This window comes from Segatella copri (assembly GCF_019249795.2).
Lineage (GTDB): Bacteria > Bacteroidota > Bacteroidia > Bacteroidales > Bacteroidaceae > Prevotella > Prevotella copri_B.
In genome coordinates, this window is record NZ_CP156891.1 from 607,969 (window position 1) to 627,884 (window position 19,916).

General features: G+C 37.9%; 21 protein-coding genes. 1 reads left to right on the plus strand and 20 read right to left on the minus strand.

Going from position 1 to position 19,916, the window contains the following annotated elements:
- Positions 1-393: 393 nt before the first annotated feature.
- The 9 genes from KUA48_RS02915 to KUA48_RS02955 form a co-directional block, all read right to left on the minus strand.
- Positions 394-1,764, minus strand: a complete 1,371-nt coding sequence (locus KUA48_RS02915) for a transposase (protein WP_334649372.1) — start codon at positions 1,762-1,764, stop codon at positions 394-396.
- A 64-nt stretch (positions 1,765-1,828) separates the two neighbouring features.
- Positions 1,829-2,167: a hypothetical protein gene (locus tag KUA48_RS02920; RefSeq protein ID WP_218433710.1), complete on the minus strand. Its 339-nt coding sequence runs from the start codon at positions 2,165-2,167 to the stop codon at positions 1,829-1,831.
- Complete coding sequence (gene tnpB / locus KUA48_RS02925; protein WP_256624517.1) at positions 2,164-2,496, minus strand: IS66 family insertion sequence element accessory protein TnpB; 333 nt, start codon at positions 2,494-2,496, stop codon at positions 2,164-2,166. The genes KUA48_RS02920 and tnpB overlap by 4 nt, the downstream gene beginning before the upstream one ends.
- A 2-nt stretch (positions 2,497-2,498) precedes the next feature.
- Entirely contained in the window at positions 2,499-2,843 is a 345-nt protein-coding gene (locus tag KUA48_RS02930) for a hypothetical protein (protein ID WP_218433706.1), read from the minus strand.
- Positions 2,844-2,915: 72 nt separating this feature from the next.
- Positions 2,916-3,044 carry an AAA family ATPase gene (locus KUA48_RS02935; RefSeq protein ID WP_218433704.1) on the minus strand — a complete coding sequence of 43 codons (129 nt, stop codon included), beginning with the start codon at positions 3,042-3,044 and terminating at the stop codon, positions 2,916-2,918.
- 139 nt (positions 3,045-3,183) lie between these two features.
- On the minus strand, positions 3,184-4,077 hold the full coding sequence (locus KUA48_RS02940; RefSeq protein ID WP_218433702.1) for a hypothetical protein: 894 nt from the start codon (positions 4,075-4,077) through the stop codon (positions 3,184-3,186).
- Between the two features lie 398 nt (positions 4,078-4,475).
- On the minus strand, positions 4,476-5,609 hold the full coding sequence (locus KUA48_RS02945; protein ID WP_218433700.1) for a dTDP-glucose 4,6-dehydratase: 1,134 nt from the start codon (positions 5,607-5,609) through the stop codon (positions 4,476-4,478).
- Between the two features lie 210 nt (positions 5,610-5,819).
- Positions 5,820-6,728: a glucose-1-phosphate thymidylyltransferase RfbA gene (rfbA, locus tag KUA48_RS02950; RefSeq protein WP_118191093.1), complete on the minus strand. Its 909-nt coding sequence runs from the start codon at positions 6,726-6,728 to the stop codon at positions 5,820-5,822.
- Positions 6,729-6,739: 11 nt separating this feature from the next.
- Positions 6,740-7,837: a glycosyltransferase gene (locus KUA48_RS02955; RefSeq protein WP_218433698.1), complete on the minus strand. Its 1,098-nt coding sequence runs from the start codon at positions 7,835-7,837 to the stop codon at positions 6,740-6,742.
- 158 nt (positions 7,838-7,995) lie between these two features.
- On the opposite strand from KUA48_RS02955, the gene KUA48_RS02960 reads away from it, so the two are divergent.
- Positions 7,996-9,219, plus strand: a complete 1,224-nt coding sequence (locus KUA48_RS02960; RefSeq protein ID WP_153093847.1) for a transposase — start codon at positions 7,996-7,998, stop codon at positions 9,217-9,219.
- A gap of 15 nt (positions 9,220-9,234) precedes the next feature.
- Here KUA48_RS02960 and KUA48_RS02965 read toward each other — a convergent pair whose 3' ends face one another.
- From KUA48_RS02965 to KUA48_RS03015, 11 genes are all read right to left on the minus strand, one after another.
- The gene (locus KUA48_RS02965; protein ID WP_218433227.1) at positions 9,235-10,167 is read right to left on the minus strand and encodes an NAD-dependent epimerase/dehydratase family protein; all 933 of its coding nucleotides are present in this window, start codon (positions 10,165-10,167) and stop codon (positions 9,235-9,237) included.
- A 1-nt stretch (position 10,168) separates the two neighbouring features.
- Entirely contained in the window at positions 10,169-10,930 is a 762-nt protein-coding gene (locus KUA48_RS02970) for an HNH endonuclease (protein WP_218433229.1), read from the minus strand.
- A gap of 30 nt (positions 10,931-10,960) precedes the next feature.
- The gene (locus tag KUA48_RS02975) at positions 10,961-11,746 is read right to left on the minus strand and encodes a UPF0489 family protein (protein WP_218433231.1); all 786 of its coding nucleotides are present in this window, start codon (positions 11,744-11,746) and stop codon (positions 10,961-10,963) included.
- A gap of 69 nt (positions 11,747-11,815) precedes the next feature.
- Positions 11,816-13,180, minus strand: a complete 1,365-nt coding sequence (locus KUA48_RS02980; RefSeq protein ID WP_218433232.1) for a hypothetical protein — start codon at positions 13,178-13,180, stop codon at positions 11,816-11,818.
- A gap of 75 nt (positions 13,181-13,255) precedes the next feature.
- Positions 13,256-14,215, minus strand: coding sequence for a glycosyltransferase (locus tag KUA48_RS02985; RefSeq protein ID WP_218433233.1), 960 nt, complete (start codon positions 14,213-14,215; stop codon positions 13,256-13,258).
- Positions 14,216-14,251: 36 nt separating this feature from the next.
- Positions 14,252-15,079: a beta-1,6-N-acetylglucosaminyltransferase gene (locus KUA48_RS02990; protein WP_218433234.1), complete on the minus strand. Its 828-nt coding sequence runs from the start codon at positions 15,077-15,079 to the stop codon at positions 14,252-14,254.
- Positions 15,080-15,132: 53 nt separating this feature from the next.
- Positions 15,133-16,131: a glycosyltransferase gene (locus KUA48_RS02995; protein ID WP_218433235.1), complete on the minus strand. Its 999-nt coding sequence runs from the start codon at positions 16,129-16,131 to the stop codon at positions 15,133-15,135.
- Entirely contained in the window at positions 16,128-17,048 is a 921-nt protein-coding gene (locus KUA48_RS03000; RefSeq protein ID WP_218433236.1) for a capsular polysaccharide synthesis protein, read from the minus strand. The genes KUA48_RS02995 and KUA48_RS03000 overlap by 4 nt, the downstream gene beginning before the upstream one ends.
- Before the next feature lie 12 nt (positions 17,049-17,060).
- A complete protein-coding gene (locus tag KUA48_RS03005; RefSeq protein ID WP_218433237.1) occupies positions 17,061-18,293 on the minus strand; it encodes a hypothetical protein in 1,233 nt (410 codons plus the stop codon).
- 21 nt (positions 18,294-18,314) lie between these two features.
- Entirely contained in the window at positions 18,315-18,818 is a 504-nt protein-coding gene (locus tag KUA48_RS03010) for a DapH/DapD/GlmU-related protein (protein WP_153084215.1), read from the minus strand.
- Between the two features lie 161 nt (positions 18,819-18,979).
- Positions 18,980-19,822, minus strand: a complete 843-nt coding sequence (locus KUA48_RS03015; protein ID WP_218433238.1) for a hypothetical protein — start codon at positions 19,820-19,822, stop codon at positions 18,980-18,982.
- Between the last annotated feature and the right edge of the window lie 94 nt (positions 19,823-19,916).

Below are 19,916 nucleotides of genomic sequence, written 5' to 3' on the forward strand. Positions count from 1 at the left end.
TACGCTTTTTTATTGAAACCACCAAGAAAAAAGCCGAAAATCTGCAAGTTATCAGCCAATTACCTTCAAATCCCCCCAAATATAAATAGCTAACTATTAATTGTAAATTATAAAGTAAGCGTCCAAAAATGTCACAACGCCCCTATTTGCGGGCTTTTTGCAAAGCCCGCAAATCTCATTTTTAAATATCTTTCACTAAAATTTTCATTAATCCAAGCAGATTGTCATTGGAAGCAGGTTCTCGTAGTCCGTTCTACCAGATTTCACGGCCTTGAGCAAAGCCTTGAAATATTGTAAATCACCGTTAGAACGTAACTACTGATTTTCAGCAGTTAGCACATCCAACTTTTTTTAAAAAAGCATATTATTAATTGGTGTTGCCAAAGCTACCTATTAGGCAGCCTTGACATTCACCTTTTTGTTCGAGTTATAATTACATGGGATTAGGGACATGAAGTCTTGCTCCCCCTCCATCAGTCGGGTGAGTATATCTTCTATATAATCGCCAAAATTAATGTCATTCAACTTGCAGCTCTCAAAAAGTGAGAACATAAAAGCTATGTTTTCCGCACCTAAATGGCTACCGGTATGCATCCAGTTTCGCCTACCCATAGCCAAGTGGCGGAACATTCGTTCGACCGCATTGTTATGCATCTCGACACGGCCATCCTGCAAGAATACCTTGAAGGCCTCATACAAGACTGCTCTGTCTGCAGTAATCACAGGTCCCAGGCGTTCACGAAGATAAGTCATGATTTGCTGCATCCAACCGTTCAAGGTTGACTGAGCTACCTTCATACCCATCTGTGACAACATATCCAACAAGCGGTTTCCGGAGAGATGACAGGCAAACTTCGACTCCAGATAGAACCTACAGAAGGATGACATCAAAGGATTACCCTTGATGATACTCTGAGGATACTTGCAGCTCTGAGGATCAGAACCTGGTACATTAAAGCGTGCTATCTTGTATTCCTTACAATAAACCTCTTGTTTCTGATAGAAGAACAGACGGACTACCCACATATCCTTCTTACCCTTACGTATGATAACCTTTGCATTCTCAGGAAGATCAGATTTATCTATGCCGAAGGACTTCAAGACTCTAGCTGTTGTTGTATAACGCTTGCGAGGGAGTTGACTATCTGATTCCTGCTTTTCTTTTTCTGTTTTCTTTGGCAGTTTTACAGCTGGTTGCTCTAGGGCTGAAGATGCCTTAGACTCTTCCTCCTTATGCTTTTCATCCAACGCCTCGTCAGCAGCATCACTGATTTTCTTTTTCAATCCATCAAGCCCCAACTCACTGACCTCTGCATCGGATGTATCCAATACACCATTCAAGAGCTTGGTCATATCTGAGTTATGAGCAAACTTCCTATGAAGGAGAACCTCGATGATAGTTTTATAATCAACCTGAGCCTTGTCTGCTATATCCAACAAGGCATTTGCCTTTTCAAAATCATCTGCCTTGGAATGAAGTCGAGATACCTCTGCTCGTAATTCCGAGTTATCAGATTCCGCTTGGGTCAAAGCCACCTCCAACACATAGATACGAGCATTTGCATCTGATAAATCTTCGCTTAACATAGAGATACGCTCGTTTGCCTTGTCAAGTTCCTCCGACAACTCTGTATTACCTTGCTCAATCTGCTGTTTGAGCAAGCCAACAAGCTGTTTGGACTTGGCAAGGTCATTGCTAGCTTTAGTCAACATTGACTTATACGTAGCAAGCTGCATCTCTATATTACTCTTGTTATTTATCATGTTTACAAAGGTACTAAATTTCTGCGACATATACAACTGTTTCTTGTTAAGAAAAGTTATATAACTACTTGTTTTTCAGAAGCTTATAAGATTTCAAAAAAAACAACTTTTCCTCGTATTCCTTGTTTTTCTTTTCCAAAGCTTCTTTTGCTGTCAGAAGAGATTTGCGCTCTCTCAATAGAGCAAGCAGTGCTTCCTGCTTGCCCAAAATATACTCTTGTATCTCTACCATCGCATCCATGATTTCAACCTGACGCAGATTCATTCGAGAAATTTCCTCTCGAATCGTCTTTTCATCAGATGAACCTTGCTGCAATGAGACTTGAAGCTCTGCAACACGAGATTGCATACGCTTCAGTTCTGCATGCATGGATGGTATCAAACTCTTAATATCAGTATTCATAATATGATTTCCGTTTGTACGGATGTTGATAGCAACAGTATCAATGTCTCACGGCTTATCTTATGACAGCGAGCTGCCTCCAAGAAACGAGGCTTGAGAAACTTACCATCATCAAACCACTTCTGGTATAAGACAAAACCATTGATATCATAATGTAATATTTTAACCTTATGGTAATCCTTGGAATAGAAGATGAAGGCTTCATCATAACTATAAGGATCATGCTGCATTTTTTCACGGATGATTCCTGCCAAACCCTCACGACCATTGCGCATATCAGTGGGTGTGGAACTCAAATAATAAGTTGTTCGAGAAGTGAAGTTCAGCATGGCTATGACATTTTACGCAGCAGTTCTGCAACTGCAAACAGGTTAGTACACTTGATTTCCATCTCATCACCAGTCGGAGACTTCAAAATCAGTCTCTCAACTTGCCAACCTGCAGGAGTTTGTTGCTCGGGAACAAAATTCTCCCCAACTGTCAAAGCGATAAACTCACCTTCGCCTAGCTTCTTGTTTTCATTTGGTTGAAGCTTATTTGAACGATATGATTTCTTAAACTCAATGAGCCAGTCATAATCCACTGCCTCATCCTTACAATACTTGCGCAAGCTACGACCTTTACTATTTTGGTTGTAATCCTGCATCACTTTTTCGAAATATTCCCTTGTTTCCATTATCAAACTGTTTTGATTACGGATGCAAAGGTAATATATTATATAGGTACCGCCATACGGGCTAACGGTGATTTACGCATCAATCAAAGATGTCTTCAACTGACCATTAGCTCCGATAATCACATTCAGTTTTTTATCGAATTCTACTATTAATTCCTTTATACCACGGAAATTACTAATATATATCTTACTCAAGTACATATAATACTGTTTATTATTTTACAAAAGCTAACTTCTATATATTCTCTCATGGATATCTAGCCTACTTTGTTCTTATCTTGAATAACTAAGATTGGTCCTCCATCCTTATAGCGTAGCTATGCCGAACATCGAAGAAGAGTTAAATAATTTGTTTTACTTCATCCACAGTCTTGTTCAACATCTTAGCAATATCATCAAGCGACATACCATTTTCCTGCATTCCCTTAATCATCTTACGAAGCATCTCATCCTTCTCCTTCAATTGACCATCCTTCTCCATAATAAGGGAATCTCGGGCTTCCAATTCTTTAAAGAATTCATCCTCTGCATTCATCTGATACCTCATATCAGGATCCGCAGCAGCCGATTGAAGACGACGGACAATGTACTCCATATCATTATCGCCCTCAAACTGCTTATCATCAACCTTAATTACCTTTTTGTTGTCCGCAACATTCGTCTGGTCAAACAAGCAAAGAACCTTCTCCAAGCGATTGTTTACCCTACCATGCAACAAAGGAATCTGTACAATGATGCTATCATGCTGCAAGCTCTCAACAAAAGGATCAGGAATACCCTCCTCTACTTTTTTGCCATCATAAGTATAAGCATGATGGTTAACATATATAACAGGTTCCTCTATCTTACCGATACAATGCCCCAAAAGATAGATAGCTACCATAGGAATAGCATACTTTTCATGCTCTTCCTTCAACATATTCTCCTCGTTGTTATATTGCAGTGCAAGATAACGACGGAAACGCAAAGTCTCAGTTGGCAGCCAGGTCTTTTGAAGTTCAATCAACATCAAGTGCGGCTTGTTGTCTTCATCCAAAACAGTAGCAGCAAAATCGATGCGAAACATGGAAATAGACTCACGACGAGTAAGATTCGCATATTCATTTCTGCGAATCTTCACATCGATAACTTTCTTCTTCAATAATGCTGCAAGAATGGTCTTCGCTATGCGGTCATCCTCCATCAAGTATTTGAACACAGCATCATAAAGTGGGTTTGCTACATATACAACCATAACCAATCCTCCAATTATTAAATATTCAACTTACAGTCGCAAAATTACGCTTTTTTCTCGAAACCACCAAGGAAATCACAAGAAATCTGCAAGTTATCTGCAAATTACCACAAAACCAGCATCATATAATCATTATAGCCTTCATAAGCAAGGCAGTTCCTAAGATAATTCCCACCTATAGCAAGGCGGTTCCATCCCGCACAACCATGGCGAAGACCTTTGATGGTCCGCCAACCTTAGAGCGTAGCGGTTCCGAGCACCGAGTAGGGCGGTTTTCCTCTTCTTCCCTGAGGGGAGAAGACCGAGATGAGAGGTGGAGCCCTCTTTAAGGGTAAAGAGGGACGAGGTGTTTTTCGAAAAAGGGTAAGGAAGGACGGGTAGGTTTTCGAAAAAAGACATTATCTATCCTTGTACATATTCTCGTAATACTTCTGATACTCCCCAGAAGTAACATGATCCATCCATTCCTGGTTCTCAAGATACCATTTTACGGTCTCCTCGATACCCTCCTCAAACTGGAGAGATGGCTCCCAGCCGAGTTCCTTCTGGAGCTTTCTAGAGTCGATGGCATAACGCATATCGTGACCCTTTCTGTCTGTTACATAAGTAATCAAATCCAAGTCAGCACCCTCAGGACGACCGAGCAATCTATCAACGGTCTTGATTACCACCTTGATGATATCGATGTTCTTCCACTCGTTGAAACCACCGATGTTGTAAGTCTCAGCAATCTTACCCTTGTGGAAAATCATATCGATGGCACGGGCATGATCTACTACATACAACCAGTCGCGCACGTTCTCACCCTTACCATATACTGGCAATGGCTTGCGATGACGGATGTTGTTGATGAACAGCGGAATCAACTTCTCAGGGAACTGGTATGGACCGTAGTTGTTAGAGCAGTTGGTCACGATGGTAGGCATACCGTATGTATCGTGGAAAGCACGGACGAAGTGGTCTGAACTTGCCTTAGATGCTGAGTATGGAGAGTGAGGATTGTACTTGGTAGTCTCTACGAAGAACTCCTCGCCGTAAGCCTCATGGTTCTTATCGCTGGATGCCTTGGTAGTGAAAGGAGCAGGAATACCCTCAGGATGAGTCATCTGCAAGGCACCGTAAACCTCATCAGTAGAGATGTGGTAGAAGCGCTTGCCCTCATATCCTTCAGGAAGACTCTCCCAGTAAATCTTTGCTGCCTGGAGCAGAGACAGGGTTCCCATCACGTTGGTCTGAGCAAAAGTGAATGGATCCTTGATACTTCTATCTACATGGCTCTCGGCAGCAAGATGGATGATGCCATCCACCTTGTAGTCCTGCATCAGTTTCAACATCAGGTTGAAATCGCAGATGTCGCCCTTAACGAATGTATAGTTAGGCTTGTCCTCGATGTCCTTGAGGTTAGCCAGATTGCCTGCGTAAGTCAACTTGTCGAGGTTGATGATGTGATACTCAGGATATTTGTTCACGAAAAGTCTTACTACGTGTGAGCCGATGAAACCAGCACCGCCTGTGATTAATATATTATGCATACTTACTAATTTATTTTTTAGGAATCCCTCAACCTTGCAGTCCCATCCCGCAAAAACTGGCGAGACCTCTGACGGTCCGCTAACTTTAGAGCGTAGCGGTTCCGAGCACGCCAAAAGTGTGCGGTTACATCCCCGCTTCCTGAGGAAGAGGGGCTTGGGGAGAAAGTGGAGCTCCCTTTGGAAAGGGAGACGGAGGGATTTGAAAAAAGTTTAATATTCAAGATTCTTTATCAAAGAAGTTTCATTCTCTTCAAGGATTGAAAGGAGATACTTGCCATAGTCATTCTTCAACATTGGCTGAGCATTCTCACGCAACGTATCACTATCTATCCATCCTTGGCGATAAGCAATACCTTCCAAGCAAGCTACCTTCAAGCCTTGTCGCTTCTCCAAGACTTCGATAAAGGTAGATGCCTCAGAAAGGGAATCATGGGTTCCGGTATCAAGCCAGGCGAATCCTCTTGCCATGGTCTGTACCTTCAGCTGCTTATCCTTCAGGAACTCCTGGTTTACTGTTGTGATTTCCAACTCACCACGAGCAGATGGTTTGATATGCTTAGCCACTTCCACCACCTTATTAGGATAGAAGTATAAGCCCACTACAGCATAATTGCTCTTTGGATGCTGAGGCTTCTCTTCGATACTCAGGCAATTGCCTTGCTCATCAAACTCTGCCACGCCATATCGCTCAGGATCACTTACACGATAACCAAATACAGTAGCTTTGTTATTCTGCTCCGCATCTACTACAGCCTGATGCAACATCTGGTTCAAACCAGCACCATAGAAGATGTTATCTCCCAAAACGAGACAAGCAGAATCATTACCGATGAACTTCTCACCGATTATGAAAGCCTGTGCCAAACCATCTGGTGAAGGCTGCTCAGCATACTCAAATTTCACACCCAGTTGGCTACCATCACCAAGCAATCGCTTGAATCCAGGCAAGTCGAATGGAGTTGAGATAATCAGAATCTCACGGATACCTGCCAACATTAAAACCGAGATAGGATAATATATCATCGGTTTATCAAAGATAGGTATCAACTGCTTGCTGATACCCTTTGTGATAGGATACAAACGTGTACCGCTACCACCTGCTAATACGATTCCTTTCATGAAATATTTTACTATTTATTCTGATAAAATTTCATCATTCTCATTGCTTCGCTGTGAGAATCAAATCCATTCTTCTTTACCTCTTCAGCATAGCTTCTTCGCTTGCCAAGATTTGCATTCACTACATTGATAATAGTATCAGCCCAAACTTCAGGCGATTCATTTAATCCTATGTAGTGTGCCAACTCTGAAGCTGTAGTCTCTTCTGTTATATTCTTAGAGAAGAAGATTGGTAAACCTGCACATTGAGCTTCTATGCCAACAACAGGCATACCCTCATACAAACTTGGTAGCAAGAATGCATCAAAAGCATTATAAAATTGCTTGATGTCATCACGGCGACCTAAATCCTCTACTCTATCTTGCAATCCATATTCTTTTATCTTTTCATGCATTGCCTTTTCTAATTCGCCAAAGCCAATCATGACAAGTTTAGCTTTAGGCTGTTTTTTAGCAATCGCATTGAATATATCAATCAGGAAAAGAGGATTCTTCTGATCAACATATCGTCCGATAAAGCCATAGATCACCTTGTCTTCCCATCCAAACTTCTTTCTGGTTTCATCTCTAAGAACCTTATCGAAAGCATTGGCATCAGCATTGATTACAGTCTTGAATATTGTAATATCACCTTTATCATAGGTTTTCTTACCAAATTGCCAAACTCCACAATCTATAGAATTTGCCATGTAGTAATTAGCAAACCAATGGGAGAAAGGACGAAGAGCCAGTTTTACTATAGTTTTCTTCTCATTTTTGTCACCTTTAGATATACTCTCCGAGATTCTAACCTTTACACCAGCTAACCACCCCAAGAACATAGGAAATACATTCAATGTATTATCAAAGGCATGCATGATTTCATAGTTGTTGTCCTTCAATATTTTATAAGTCTCTCTCATATGCGCTCCAATATGCTTGTAAGGAGCAACCTTATAAACCCTGCCACCTAAAGAAAGAATTTCTTCCTCAGGAATACCATTTGAATCAGAATCACAGATAAAGTCAAACTGAATCTGGGTTCTATCAATATGTCGGTAATACTCCATAATAAGATTTCGTTTTCCGCCAGAATGGAGTACACCTGCGATAATTGCTATTCTCTTCATAACCATCAACTATTTTACAATACTGCGTTAAATTAACATTTAATCGTCTATAAATCAATAACTTATATTAAGAAATGCTTATGAAAACTTAACTATAAAAAGTTGGTCAAGTCACTGGTTTTCAGTAACTTTGCAAATCACGACAAACGCAAAATTATATGAATACAGGACTTGACCAATATATGGATATCTTTAAAGATGCAGTTGAAGATTCGGCTGCAAAGTTAACAAAAAGTTTCGAGAAAATACTCATCGAGGTGATAATTTTGTTCATGGTAATACCAAGAAAGATAAATTTCACCCAAATGGGGAGGTATGGCTCGCATGTTGAGCAAACCTATCGCAACGCATTCGGCTTAAAAAAGTCGAAAAGCATTGACTGGCTCAAACTTAATGTCTCACTTGCCAAGCGCTTCTTTGGTAAACAGGGAAGATGGGCTATTGCCATTGATCCCAGCTACATCAGCAAAGCTGGCAAGAAGACTCCACATATCGGTCGTTTTTGGTCGGGATGTGCACAGTCTGTTAAACATGGTCTCGAAATCATGGGTATTGGCCTCATTGATATTGATGCCAAAGACTGCATGATGTTAAAAGCACACCAGTCGCTAAGTAATAAAGAACTGAGTCTTAGAAACAAGACTATGGTAGATTTCTATATCAGCGTCATTAAGCGTTACCGCAAGGAACTTCTTAAACTCTCAACCCTCATAGTTGCAGATGCTTACTTCTCTACAAGTACATTTGTTAATGGGATAAAAAAAGAAGGGTTCTCTTTGATAAGCCGCTTTCGTGACAATGCTTGTCTCTTTTATGTCTATGCTGGTCCACGTACTGGAAAACGTGGTCGCCCCAAGACCAAGGATGGCAAGATTGATATGAAGAATCTTGACCTCACTCGAATGGAGAAGATGGAGATGAAAGATATAGAAGGAACAGCTTATACTTTGATAGCCTATTCCAAGGCACTCAGGTGTAAAGTTAGACTTGTCATCTGGCAGATGCCGAATGGCAAGAAGAAACTATTCTTCTCTACAGACACCTCACTTTCGGGTGAAGAAGTACTTCTTTATTATAGAACCAGGTTCCAGATCGAATTTTGCTTTCGTGACGCCAAAGGCTATACTGGTCTTATGGACTGCCAGGCTCGCGATAAGTGGAAACTCGATTTTGCTTTCAATGCTTCGTTCACATCACTAAATGTTGCCAAGGTAACTATGAAGGAGATGGGAATGGAATATTCTATGTCTTCATTCAAGTCACTGATGACCAACATTTATCTGGTGAAACGAATTTTTAAAGCAAGCGGGTACACCCCGAACCGAACTTTAATTAGCAAGATTTTCAAAGATCTCTCGTGCTTACAGCGTATAGCTGCTTAGCACATTATTGAATTATTAACGAACTATTGATTTTACAGATTCATTATAAAAAGTAGAGATACCATTCAACATAGGAGTCAACTCAACTTGTGCCAAACGTTGCATCTTTTCAGTATCCAAAACCATGTTAGACACATCCATAGGGCGGGCATTCTCATAGACAATCTTAAAATCCTTCTTTGTGATAATCTTCAAGAATGCAAGAACATCATTCACAGAATAGCCTCTGCCACTGCCCAAGTTAACGGTCTCGTTGTTGACATCCTTATCTATCAACTGATAGAATACCTTTGCCAAATCATCAATATAGATATAATCACGGATTGCCGAGCCATCCCCCCAAACTTCTACAGGTTTATCCTCCAAGATCTTACCAATAGCTACAGCCACCAATCCTTGCTTACCATGTAAATTTTGACCATGACCATATGGATTAGATGGACGAACAATTAAGTACTTCAACTTTTCTGTACGATTTTTAAAAAGAATACTATTCTCCATCATTTGCTTTGACCAGCCATAGTAAGAAATAGGTGCCATTTCATCTGTCTCAACAAATGGTAGCATCGTTGAACGATTACCATATATAGTACCACCAGAAGAGAAATAAACAAACTTGATATTCTCCTTGGCACAAATCTCCATCAGTTTGATGGAAGGGAATATCATGTTCTTAAACTCATTGTTGAAATCATCATATCCACTGCCAGGAATCAGCGTAGACACAAGATGAACCACGATATCTATCTTGTTACCAATCAAAATCTTTTCAACCTTGTCGATATTACCTAAAGCCTCTCGGTAAATCTTTACATTAAGGCCATCAAGTCTCGACACATTGGCAAACTCTGGTTCTACAACAAAAACATTATATTTTTCGTTTGTCAAAAACTGCTTGACCAAACTGGAGCCAATAAATCCTGCTCCTCCTATAAAAAGTATCTTCATATTATTTCACATTACTATTAAATCTCAACATAAAGATATCCAACTGCATAACATCATCAAATTCAAAGATACTCTCGTTTCCTCGTGCAGGCAGTAATATCGTTTTAGCTTCTTCTCGTAAAAAGCTATACCCATTTACCTGAAAAGCAATAGGTAAAACCTCTATATAAAAAAGCTGATTGCCCATCCAAAAGCGATATAATCCAGATTTCATCATCTCATCAATTACATTCTCGTTCATGGGAAGTTCAAGTCGTTGGTCTTCACCAGGGCACAATATAATATTATTGAAAACATAAAATACATGCGGATTGCCAATATTAAAGCGAGCAAATTGGCGAACCATTTCAAACATTGGATGGTTACCATTTCCTGTTACTTGATGGTATTTTTGCAAGAACACTTCATAGAGAGATCTTTTGAATTGCCTGGTTATTACTCTAGAATTAAAATTTCTTCTAACCTTTATAGTACGCTTGGAATGATAATAATTGAAGAATACAGAACTAAATTTCTTATGTGTATTCTCATCCAAATTATGACCAAATATCCAAAAAGCATTGAAAATCTCCTTAAACGCTAAGTCGCATGAAGGAACACCTCGTGTTGCTTTTCCAAAATAATGATTGCAGTCATTACATACATCAAAGCCAATATCGTCACTGCCTAAATTATGTGGTACTATATGGGGAGCATCCGTAAAACGTACTTCAGGCATTTCTTTCCCACACCAGATACATTTAGCAGTTTTTACATACTTCATAATCAATTCTATACAAGTTATATTCCTTTTCTATTGATAATCATCAGGAAAACCATATGGTCGTTCTTCATAAGCCTCCATAAAGACATTAAGAGCATGTATCGCATTCCCCCAATTACCACAGCACTCTGGACTCAAAGCTATAGTTAGTACATTAATACTATGCTTGCAATTTCTAAGTTTTTGAGCCAATATTCTGATGTATTCATCTGACAGTATTTGAATGTAACCATCATCACTTGAATGAAAAAAATAATCCAGGTCCAAATTAACAATCCACTTGACAGATTCTTGTCCAATGGCTCTATTAAGTTGTTCACCATCTTCATCCACTTGAAGATTATCTTCTATATAACTTAACAGCTTAGAAGCCGATACACTTTGTATAGTAGCACCAAGTAATTTTTCTCGCTCACTTCTGCCTAAAGATGTACGAGTTGAATACACAACATCCCAAAACCATTGAGGAAATAAGTACATGCATTGAGTAATATAATTATCCCAGCGAAATGCCTTCAGCGAAATACCATTACCTTCATTTGTCCAAGATAAATTTGTGTATTCATCTATAGACAGATGTTGATTATCCTTGATATGCCTATATATATCAAAAGGCGTATTCGTCCCAAGATCATTATGCTTGTCAATATGCATAAAGTTATACCTTGTATCTGCATCACACTCTTGCATCCAACACCAAGCGGCAGCAAGATGATTATCCATAACATAAACATTATTAGTTTTCCACAAGAAAACTAAATTATCAAAATCAGATTGCTGTTTATGATAATCAGTAGGAAGATTTCTTATCCACATAATAACATACTAATATTTACAAACAACTAATTGCTCACCTAAATTACGATATTCTTCTTGTAACTCCTTTTACCCCAACAACAAATTTCGAATATCATGATTCATTTTTTGCAGTTCTTTCCTTATCTCTGCCAAACCAAGAATTTTATCACTTTGCCAAGACAACACCCTACCCCTTCGCACAAGATTTTTTCCCTTGATATAGCAAAAATTATACATGTCATTTTCATACTCTATATAAAATTCACTTTCACCTTTCAGTGCATAATTATACGGAGCATAAAGTTCTGCTAATTGTAAATCAGAGAAGCCATACAACATCATTTCTTGTATTGAATCTAACGATCTATCAGGAAACAAGAAACGGTAACATGCAAGTATTTTTGTCCATACAGTTTGTGTAGGAATGTCATATTTCCCCTTCATCCAAGATTTTCTTATAAGGTTACTAATATCCATATCAAGAAACTCTTTACATCTTCTAACTGACATCTGCAGTATTGCCGATGGGACAGAAAACCTATCTTCCTTGTTGCTAGACAACGGCTGAACTACCCCCAAGACCTCTTCTGTTTTACATATATCTAAGAGTTTTGCTTCTACTTGCCTATGCGCCTCTTCTTTTATAGAATAGCGAAAAGGAAGTGTATTCAGAAACTTATTCATATACCCCTCATAATTCGCCTCTCTACCATAGAAATGGTGGAAGAGATGACGGGCTATCTCGTAATCCATTACAAGGATTATCTTATCAAAGCCAAACTTGTTACCATGAGGAACCTCCGAATAATAGGGATTATCTACCTGAGAGGACAAGACATTCATGATGCGGAAAAGATGAGCTGGATCTATTCTGTCCAAATCTTCAATAATCAAAACGGATTTTGCCATCATCTGCTCCAAAGACTTCTGGATAAGATAAGTAAAAGCATCACATTCGCTGATACTACCCGACTTCCCATAAAATCCATTGAGGTAGTCATCTACTACATGAAGAGCATCTTGTTCTTTACGTTTTTCATCAATCGTAGAAACAAGCCCCTTCAAAGCCTTATACCCTTCTTTCAAACCTTTTACAGGAATGATTGAAGCAACAAAGTCGCCTAACTTCAACAAAGACTCTTTGTTGCATACCGCATCGAATATCTTATCATATCCCTCTTTAAAGTCATAGATACGATTATCCTTTATGAGCTGAAACAGAATATCACGCTTGATATACTCAATGACATCCCGATTCTCCTCAACCACGTAGTTTACTGGATGGAGAGTGATGAAATAGTAATCATTCTTCTTTTCATCATAGCTCTTCATGAACTCATTCAGAAAGTAAGACTTACCATCTCCAAACCTGGCAGAGAAAATGATTCTACTCTCTTTTTCAAACACCTGCTTAAAGTCTTGAATGTTTTGAGAAATATCAATTGTATCCATTGTTGTTGCTAAATCAATTAAATCTTGGGCTTTTGAAGAAAAACATTGAGATATCAATAAATATTCAAGAACATATTACTTTCTTGTTTTCACTTTATTGAAGAGTTTTTGAACAACTCCAAATCCAATAAAAGATAACAAACAAGCAATTCTTGCTTTCTTTCTTGCTCTATTGTCCATCAACACAGACAAACGAATCATTTTTATACGACGTTCTAAATCTTTACGATGCTCATACCCATTAGGCATTTGCAACAACAAATGAAAAGCAAAACTAACAATGCGGCAATTATAACTTTTAATGATTGCTTGAAGTTTATCTCTATCCTTATCCATCAGAGCCATCAATCGCAAGCCACTATCAAGCTTATGAGGAGAGAAAGCTGCTCCTTCAATGCTATTGCTGCGAAGTAAGTAAAAATAGCTCTGTTCATCATTAAAAACAACCTTATTTGCCTTCAACAAAAGACGATATGTTGTAGGAAGGTCTTCAAACAGTAAACCTTTTGGATAGCGAATACCATCAAATAGGCTAGCCTTATACATTTTTCCCCAAGCAGTATTATCAAAATGCTCTTGATAGAACATCATTTCTGTAGCATGAAGTCCATCTAAGACCCAGTCTTTTGCTGATTTAGGACTTGGATTTGGAGAGGAGCCTTCGTAAAAAGAACAGAATGTATTGACACTAACATCTGCGCCATACTTCTCAATCAGATGATAAAGACCTTCTATATGAGTAGGAGAGATATAATCATCACTATCCACACAAACCACATACTCACCTGTCATAACATCCAATGCCACATTGCGAGCATCTGCCAAACCTCCATTTTTCTTATGGATTACTTTAATACGAGTATCCTTCTTGGCATATTCATCACAGATAGCTCCGCAATTATCAGGCGAGCCGTCATCAATCAACCAAACTTCCAAATTCTTGTAAGTTTGATTAAGGATGCTATCTATACATTGAGGTAAATATTGTTCAACGTTGTAACATGGAACAATAACACTTACTAACGGATAATTCATAACCTATCATTAATTTTCAAACTTTTGTAAGCCCAATCATTTCATTAATTTAAAATGTGAAATAACAGCATTGATGACTTTTAGTTGGCATTTATCAAACTTTCTTGCATAAAGAATATCAGGATTTAGAAATAGTTCTTCAAGTTTTTCCATTGGTACTAACTCTGGTGACGAACCATTAAATTTTGCATAGCGCAAGTTTCCCTTTTTCGAGAAGCGGAATTTGCCATCCCATAATAGCATTTGCTTATATAGCTCATCCGCACACACTGTGTATTTAAATACTCCCCTGTACTTCGGATATTCAGATACCAAATATTGCACAGCTTTATGTGTTAGACTCGCCCATTCCGAACCATATTTAAATACTAAAGGAGTGTTTCTTAAGCGATTGACATGAATTATTTTTTGCAACAAAAGTAAAGAATGGCGAATAATCTTATATACGACACCATAGCGCATATGTTTTGTGCAAAACCAATAATATTGTAGTCTCTTGATAGCATCAGGATATTCACTACAATCTAAGAACTCTACATTTTTATTTTCAGACTTTGCAAAATATTCAAGTATATAAGATGCAGATTTCATAGGCAAATCTTGTGCCGAGATTAGATGTATTCTATCATAATCATTCTTAGAATCAAGAACAGCCTTGAATAAATCTAATTCTGATTCTACCAACGAAATATCACCCCATCTCACATCATGCCTGTTTACAAAATACAAATGTGAATGACTAGGAGAGATAATATCGCTCTGCATGATAGAACTCTTAAAATCTAAATGCAGGAATATGTCTATCAAAGGATGATCTAACAAGCTTAATAACGTATTTATTTGTTCTACGTTTTTATGAGCCATGATACAAATTGCATGTTTACACATTTTTTCCTATTTATGAACTATTGTATACTCTATTTTCCTAGCAAAACATCCTGCAATTTTCGAGAACAAGCTTCCAAAGAATAGTTCTTTCTTATAAAATCAATCATACTTGACTTTGAGAAATCTTTATTCAAACATTTAACAACAGCTTTTCCTATTTCATCAACACTATATGGATTGACAAGCTCCGCATGTCCATGCCAATATTCTTTAGGAGCACCCAAGTTCGTCAAAACGACTTCCGCTCCAAAGGCAGCAGCCTCCATAGCTACCATTCCCACACCTTCCAATAGACTTGGCAAGGCAAAAACTTTACATCGTTTATAATATGAGATTAATTCTTCATCTGATATTCTCCCTACATAATGAATATTTTTAGAATCACCAATTTGATCATCCAACCATTTTTCTTCATCACGGCCAACCAAAGTTCCTGCCAAAACAAGTTCAAAGCCATACTTTTTAGCAGCTTCGATTATACGTGGAACATTTTTGTTCTCGGCACTTAATCTACTACAATGGAAACAGAAATTTTCCTTGTTCTCTGGCATCGAATCCGCAACACCGAATCGCAATGAAAAAGGTACAATTTTGATTTTTTCACTGCTAATATCACAGCATTCCGACAGATATTCCGTTTCTTGTTCGCTTCTTGTAAGATAAAGTTTAGCATCTCTTCCATAAAGATAAAAATCATGGAAACGAGAAGATAGTCCTAAATGTTTTTTTGCGCCCCAATATTTAACAAAGAACTTATATACCTTTTTCGACCATTTTGGGTCAATAATAGGAGCAATCGCTATATTAGGATTAATTTTAGACAATCCTCTTATAAGATTAGGGAACATTTCACCAAACGACAAAAGAATAATCCAATCATATTTTCTCCAATCATTATCTTCCCAAAAATTAATTAAGTCACATTCGTGCCCCAACAGCTCTAAGCCATCATGCCACATAATTCCTTGTTGTAATACACCGCCTCCAATTGACAATGCTGAATTTGTATTAATAATCGCTATTTTCATAAATCGTTAATTATATAATTTGCTATTGTATTTCCCTTAGCTAATGGTAGTTTCCATGAAAGTTTATGAATAACTTGAGAATGATATATCTCATTCCAGGTTGTATCATCAAACTCCAGGTTAAGCATTTTTGTCATTTTACAGACTTCAGGATTATCTACAGGATTCTCATCAATCACATTTCTAAACTCATCGAATTTATAATAAGCAATAGCTATTGAGTAATCCACTAGAAAATAATCTATCAGGCTATTCTCTTTACTCCAATAATTAAGGAATAAATTTAAAACATACTTAGCTACAGCATTCTTATGACCTGTACCTATAAAGAAAGCAGACCACATATTTCCCCCATTTACATGCCTTGGGTTATAGGTCTTATTTTTTATACTATAAAATGGTGAGTCATAATGAGGCAAGAAATCAGAAAGAAGAATTGTTGAGTCTATCCAAAATCCACCATACTCACTCAACAATGCCATTCTGAGCAAGTCAGAGAAATGAGTGAGAGTTATCTTACCAGAATGAAGTTTTTCATATATATAATCTGGAAAACTTACATATTCTGATATATTGTTTTTGTCTAAAGCTATCACTTTATGGCTACCAGCATATTTTAATAGATTAGAATACGCTTTCTTAACTATTGGTGGGGAATTCTCAAAACTTTGATGCCAATACACCCATATAGGGCAATCGTCTCTTATGGGTTCTTCCAAGGAGTATCCTTCTGGTAAAGAATCCCCGGCATATCTTTGCAGATAAGTTAATATTTCTTTATGCTTTTGCCCATTACCAATTTGGGTATATGGAGCCAAAGTAAAAGCTGCAGCTTTCACTGGATTGAAGAAATGGCACTTGCAGAACCACTCCTTCTTCAAGGCTAGAACTTTGTTATAAATTCGTAAATAGTTCATATTATAAAACGACTATTTTATTAAGAAACTATGATATTCCTTGTCACTTGCCAATGTAAAGAGCTTAATTAACATAGCATATCGCTCTGCACCCAAAACCCTCAAAGCCAATTTCAGCATTGGCTTAACAACTTTATTTTCCAATTTCTTACCTTTATTTTTCTCTTCCTTTGTATAAGAAGAAAAGCCATTCTGCTTGGTACTTGCCTTCAAAAGCAAGCGACTATTCTTCATGATTTTATAGAAAGGTGAGTTAATCTCAAAAGGATTAAACTCTACCTTATGCTCATTGAGATAAACTCTAAACATTCTTCTCTGCAAAGGAGTTATTACAGAGCCATCAAAATAATGATTGAAACCATAGGTCATCTTGCTAAATCTATCATAATCATTTGCATAAACTCGCTCTCTGTATTCCTCAATAATTGGCTTAAATGAAGGATAGGTCGTTACATTGAACTGCGGATGACGACGGTTTATGATGGTGGTCTCAAAAGGATCAAATCCAGAGAAATGGAAGAACAATAGCAAAAATTCATCTCCTGTTTTCTTTCTGCGAATCATGTACCCTTGCGTATCATCGATAAAAAGTTCACGTTCATGTAAATTCCAAATAGCGACATTCATACCGTGGTGAGATGACACACAAGTTGCCTGTGGGAAGAAGGCAGGAATATAGTCCATCCACTTTTGATCGACAAAAAGCCCTTCAGAACTTTGCGAATAACATTTATACTGTAAACGATTCTGCCACCACTTTGCAATTTCCTGACCTACTTTATCATTCTTTAAAGCACAAAAACCTAAGTTGTATATGCCTACCTTATTAAACGTCTCTTCTGATACCGCACCATCAAAATGCTCTTCAATATCACAATAATGAGGAGTCAAGACGATAGACTTATCATTCAAGCATTCATAAATAAAATCCAAAGGACGAGTTACGTAAATATCTGGATCGAGATAGATAACCTTCTCATACCCATCCTTGAACAACTTACCGAAACAGAATGGCTTAATGGATGTATTAAACTCAATGACATCATATTTGAATGCCATATTAACCCAATCAGGTATCCAACTTTTATCCAAAGCAACTACACCATCTACATCTTCCACTCCATCTATCTTGTCAGCCAAAAAGATAAAGAAATTCAAACTCGGATTATGCTTCAAGAACGATTCTCTCAAAGTCAATGCTTGCGCCAAATAATTTTTGGCGCATATTGTAAATGCACAATTCATATCAATGTATTCTATTTTTTATTATTTTGTTACTATTTTCTTCAATATCTTTGCAGGATTGCCACCTACCACACAATAAGGAGGCACATCCTTAGTTACCACGGAATTGGCTGCAACTATCACGCCATCGCCAATATGTACATTCGGCAATATCGTACATTTGTCACCAATCCATACATTATCACCAATAATAATCTCACCCTTACTCTCCACTTTCCTTAAAGAAGGGCGTTGTCGTAAAGATTCAAACGAAGAGTTACCATGAGAGTTGTCTGTAATGGTAACCCATCTACCTGTTAGCACACCATTGCCGATATAAACTCTATTGACACAAGTAATATGGTTAAACTGACCGATATCACAATGCTCACCTATTACCAACTCTGGAACTTTTTGAGTAAGCGGCCATGCTGTGAGTATATTGTTTCTATCTATACGAGTTTCTTTACCGATAACAATAAACTTCGCTCCCCTAAGGAATAATCCTCGCTGGACAAAGCCGTCACATTTTTTAAATTCATTCATTATCCAAAAGGAATAAAGCCTATCAAGCCATGTTGATATTTTTATGAAAACCAAATGGTAGCCAACCAACTTATCTATAGGATAAAATATCTTTTGAAAAGAATAAAATACAATATTTTTTATTACATGAAAAAACGAACGGTTCATTACACCATTACTTATTAGGCATATTTCTCTCTACGCGACGGTCGATGGAACATTCCGTCAAAGATTCCAGCAAACATGGCAGACAGTTTCTTCCATTTGTTAGATTCACCTAAAACGATTTTGGCAAACCAAGTTAAAAAGAAATCTATTAGTATCTTCTTTTTCGTCTCCTTGGACAGAGGATAATCATGCCAAAGGATAAGATAGTTGCGCATGATACCATATAGACGCATCGGCGAATAATTAGCAACTTTAAAACTTCTCCCAAGGAATCTTCCATAACCACCTTCACCATACTTCTGAACGATGTGACTGTTGCCTACGAGCAAACATAGCAAATGATGTTTACTTGCCTCCAGCATCAGCCAATCATCAATGGCATCAACGAAGAAATCGGTATTGTAACCTCCGATTTCATTCAAAAATCGGATTGGTATTACTGCACCAGAGTTGATACCACCAGAATATATATATGTGAAAGGTGTGTCATTACCTGCCGAAGTAGATGCGAAATACACAGTGTTAAACTTTGTGATACTTTCATGGCTAGAAATTTGGCTAATATAGGCATCAAGACCTACCCAATGGGAATCTTGATCCATCGTCATCAAATAATCATAGCCATTTTCTGAGGCATATTTCCATGCCTCATTATACGCATGGGATAGGCCTAAATTATCCCCCCCATATTCTCCCCTTCGACTAATAACATAGCCTAGGAAAACATCCTTGCCACAACCACCAGGGGTATTATCCCATAGGAAGAAATCGTCTATATATTTAGACATATCTCCCAAAAGAGACTTTACGTTATCCCAGTCTGGTCGTAACAATATGATAGAACAAAGAATTTTCATAATTTTACATTTATTTTTCACCCAAGACAAGCATCCGAGAGATGTGAGTCTTAGATAACAATTTGCATATCAATATAGTTAGCATGCTCAAAAC

Bases quoted from the DNA above. Each gene is read 5' to 3' on its own strand.
- KUA48_RS02915 (WP_334649372.1), bottom strand. From the start codon at position 1,764: ATGATAAATAACAAGAGTAATATAGAGATGCAGCTTGCTACGTATAAG.
- KUA48_RS02980 (WP_218433232.1), bottom strand. From the start codon at position 13,180: ATGGATACAATTGATATTTCTCAAAACATTCAAGACTTTAAGCAGGTG.
- KUA48_RS02970 (WP_218433229.1), bottom strand. From the start codon at position 10,930: ATGAAGTATGTAAAAACTGCTAAATGTATCTGGTGTGGGAAAGAAATG.
- rfbA (WP_118191093.1), bottom strand. From the start codon at position 6,728: ATGAAAGGAATCGTATTAGCAGGTGGTAGCGGTACACGTTTGTATCCT.
- KUA48_RS02995 (WP_218433235.1), bottom strand. From the start codon at position 16,131: ATGAAAATAGCGATTATTAATACAAATTCAGCATTGTCAATTGGAGGC.
- KUA48_RS02965 (WP_218433227.1), bottom strand. From the start codon at position 10,167: ATGAAGATACTTTTTATAGGAGGAGCAGGATTTATTGGCTCCAGTTTG.
- KUA48_RS03005 (WP_218433237.1), bottom strand. From the start codon at position 18,293: ATGAATTGTGCATTTACAATATGCGCCAAAAATTATTTGGCGCAAGCA.
- KUA48_RS02985 (WP_218433233.1), bottom strand. From the start codon at position 14,215: ATGAATTATCCGTTAGTAAGTGTTATTGTTCCATGTTACAACGTTGAA.
- KUA48_RS02920 (WP_218433710.1), bottom strand. From the start codon at position 2,167: ATGAATACTGATATTAAGAGTTTGATACCATCCATGCATGCAGAACTG.
- KUA48_RS02945 (WP_218433700.1), bottom strand. From the start codon at position 5,609: ATGCATAATATATTAATCACAGGCGGTGCTGGTTTCATCGGCTCACAC.
- KUA48_RS03000 (WP_218433236.1), bottom strand. From the start codon at position 17,048: ATGAACTATTTACGAATTTATAACAAAGTTCTAGCCTTGAAGAAGGAG.
- KUA48_RS02940 (WP_218433702.1), bottom strand. From the start codon at position 4,077: ATGGTTGTATATGTAGCAAACCCACTTTATGATGCTGTGTTCAAATAC.
- KUA48_RS02935 (WP_218433704.1), bottom strand. From the start codon at position 3,044: ATGTACTTGAGTAAGATATATATTAGTAATTTCCGTGGTATAAAGGAA.
- KUA48_RS02990 (WP_218433234.1), bottom strand. From the start codon at position 15,079: ATGGCTCATAAAAACGTAGAACAAATAAATACGTTATTAAGCTTGTTA.
- KUA48_RS02955 (WP_218433698.1), bottom strand. From the start codon at position 7,837: ATGAAGAGAATAGCAATTATCGCAGGTGTACTCCATTCTGGCGGAAAA.
- KUA48_RS02960 (WP_153093847.1), top strand. From the start codon at position 7,996: ATGAATACAGGACTTGACCAATATATGGATATCTTTAAAGATGCAGTT.
- KUA48_RS03015 (WP_218433238.1), bottom strand. From the start codon at position 19,822: ATGAAAATTCTTTGTTCTATCATATTGTTACGACCAGACTGGGATAAC.
- tnpB (WP_256624517.1), bottom strand. From the start codon at position 2,496: ATGCTGAACTTCACTTCTCGAACAACTTATTATTTGAGTTCCACACCC.
- KUA48_RS03010 (WP_153084215.1), bottom strand. From the start codon at position 18,818: ATGAATGAATTTAAAAAATGTGACGGCTTTGTCCAGCGAGGATTATTC.
- KUA48_RS02975 (WP_218433231.1), bottom strand. From the start codon at position 11,746: ATGTGGATAAGAAATCTTCCTACTGATTATCATAAACAGCAATCTGAT.
- KUA48_RS02930 (WP_218433706.1), bottom strand. From the start codon at position 2,843: ATGGAAACAAGGGAATATTTCGAAAAAGTGATGCAGGATTACAACCAA.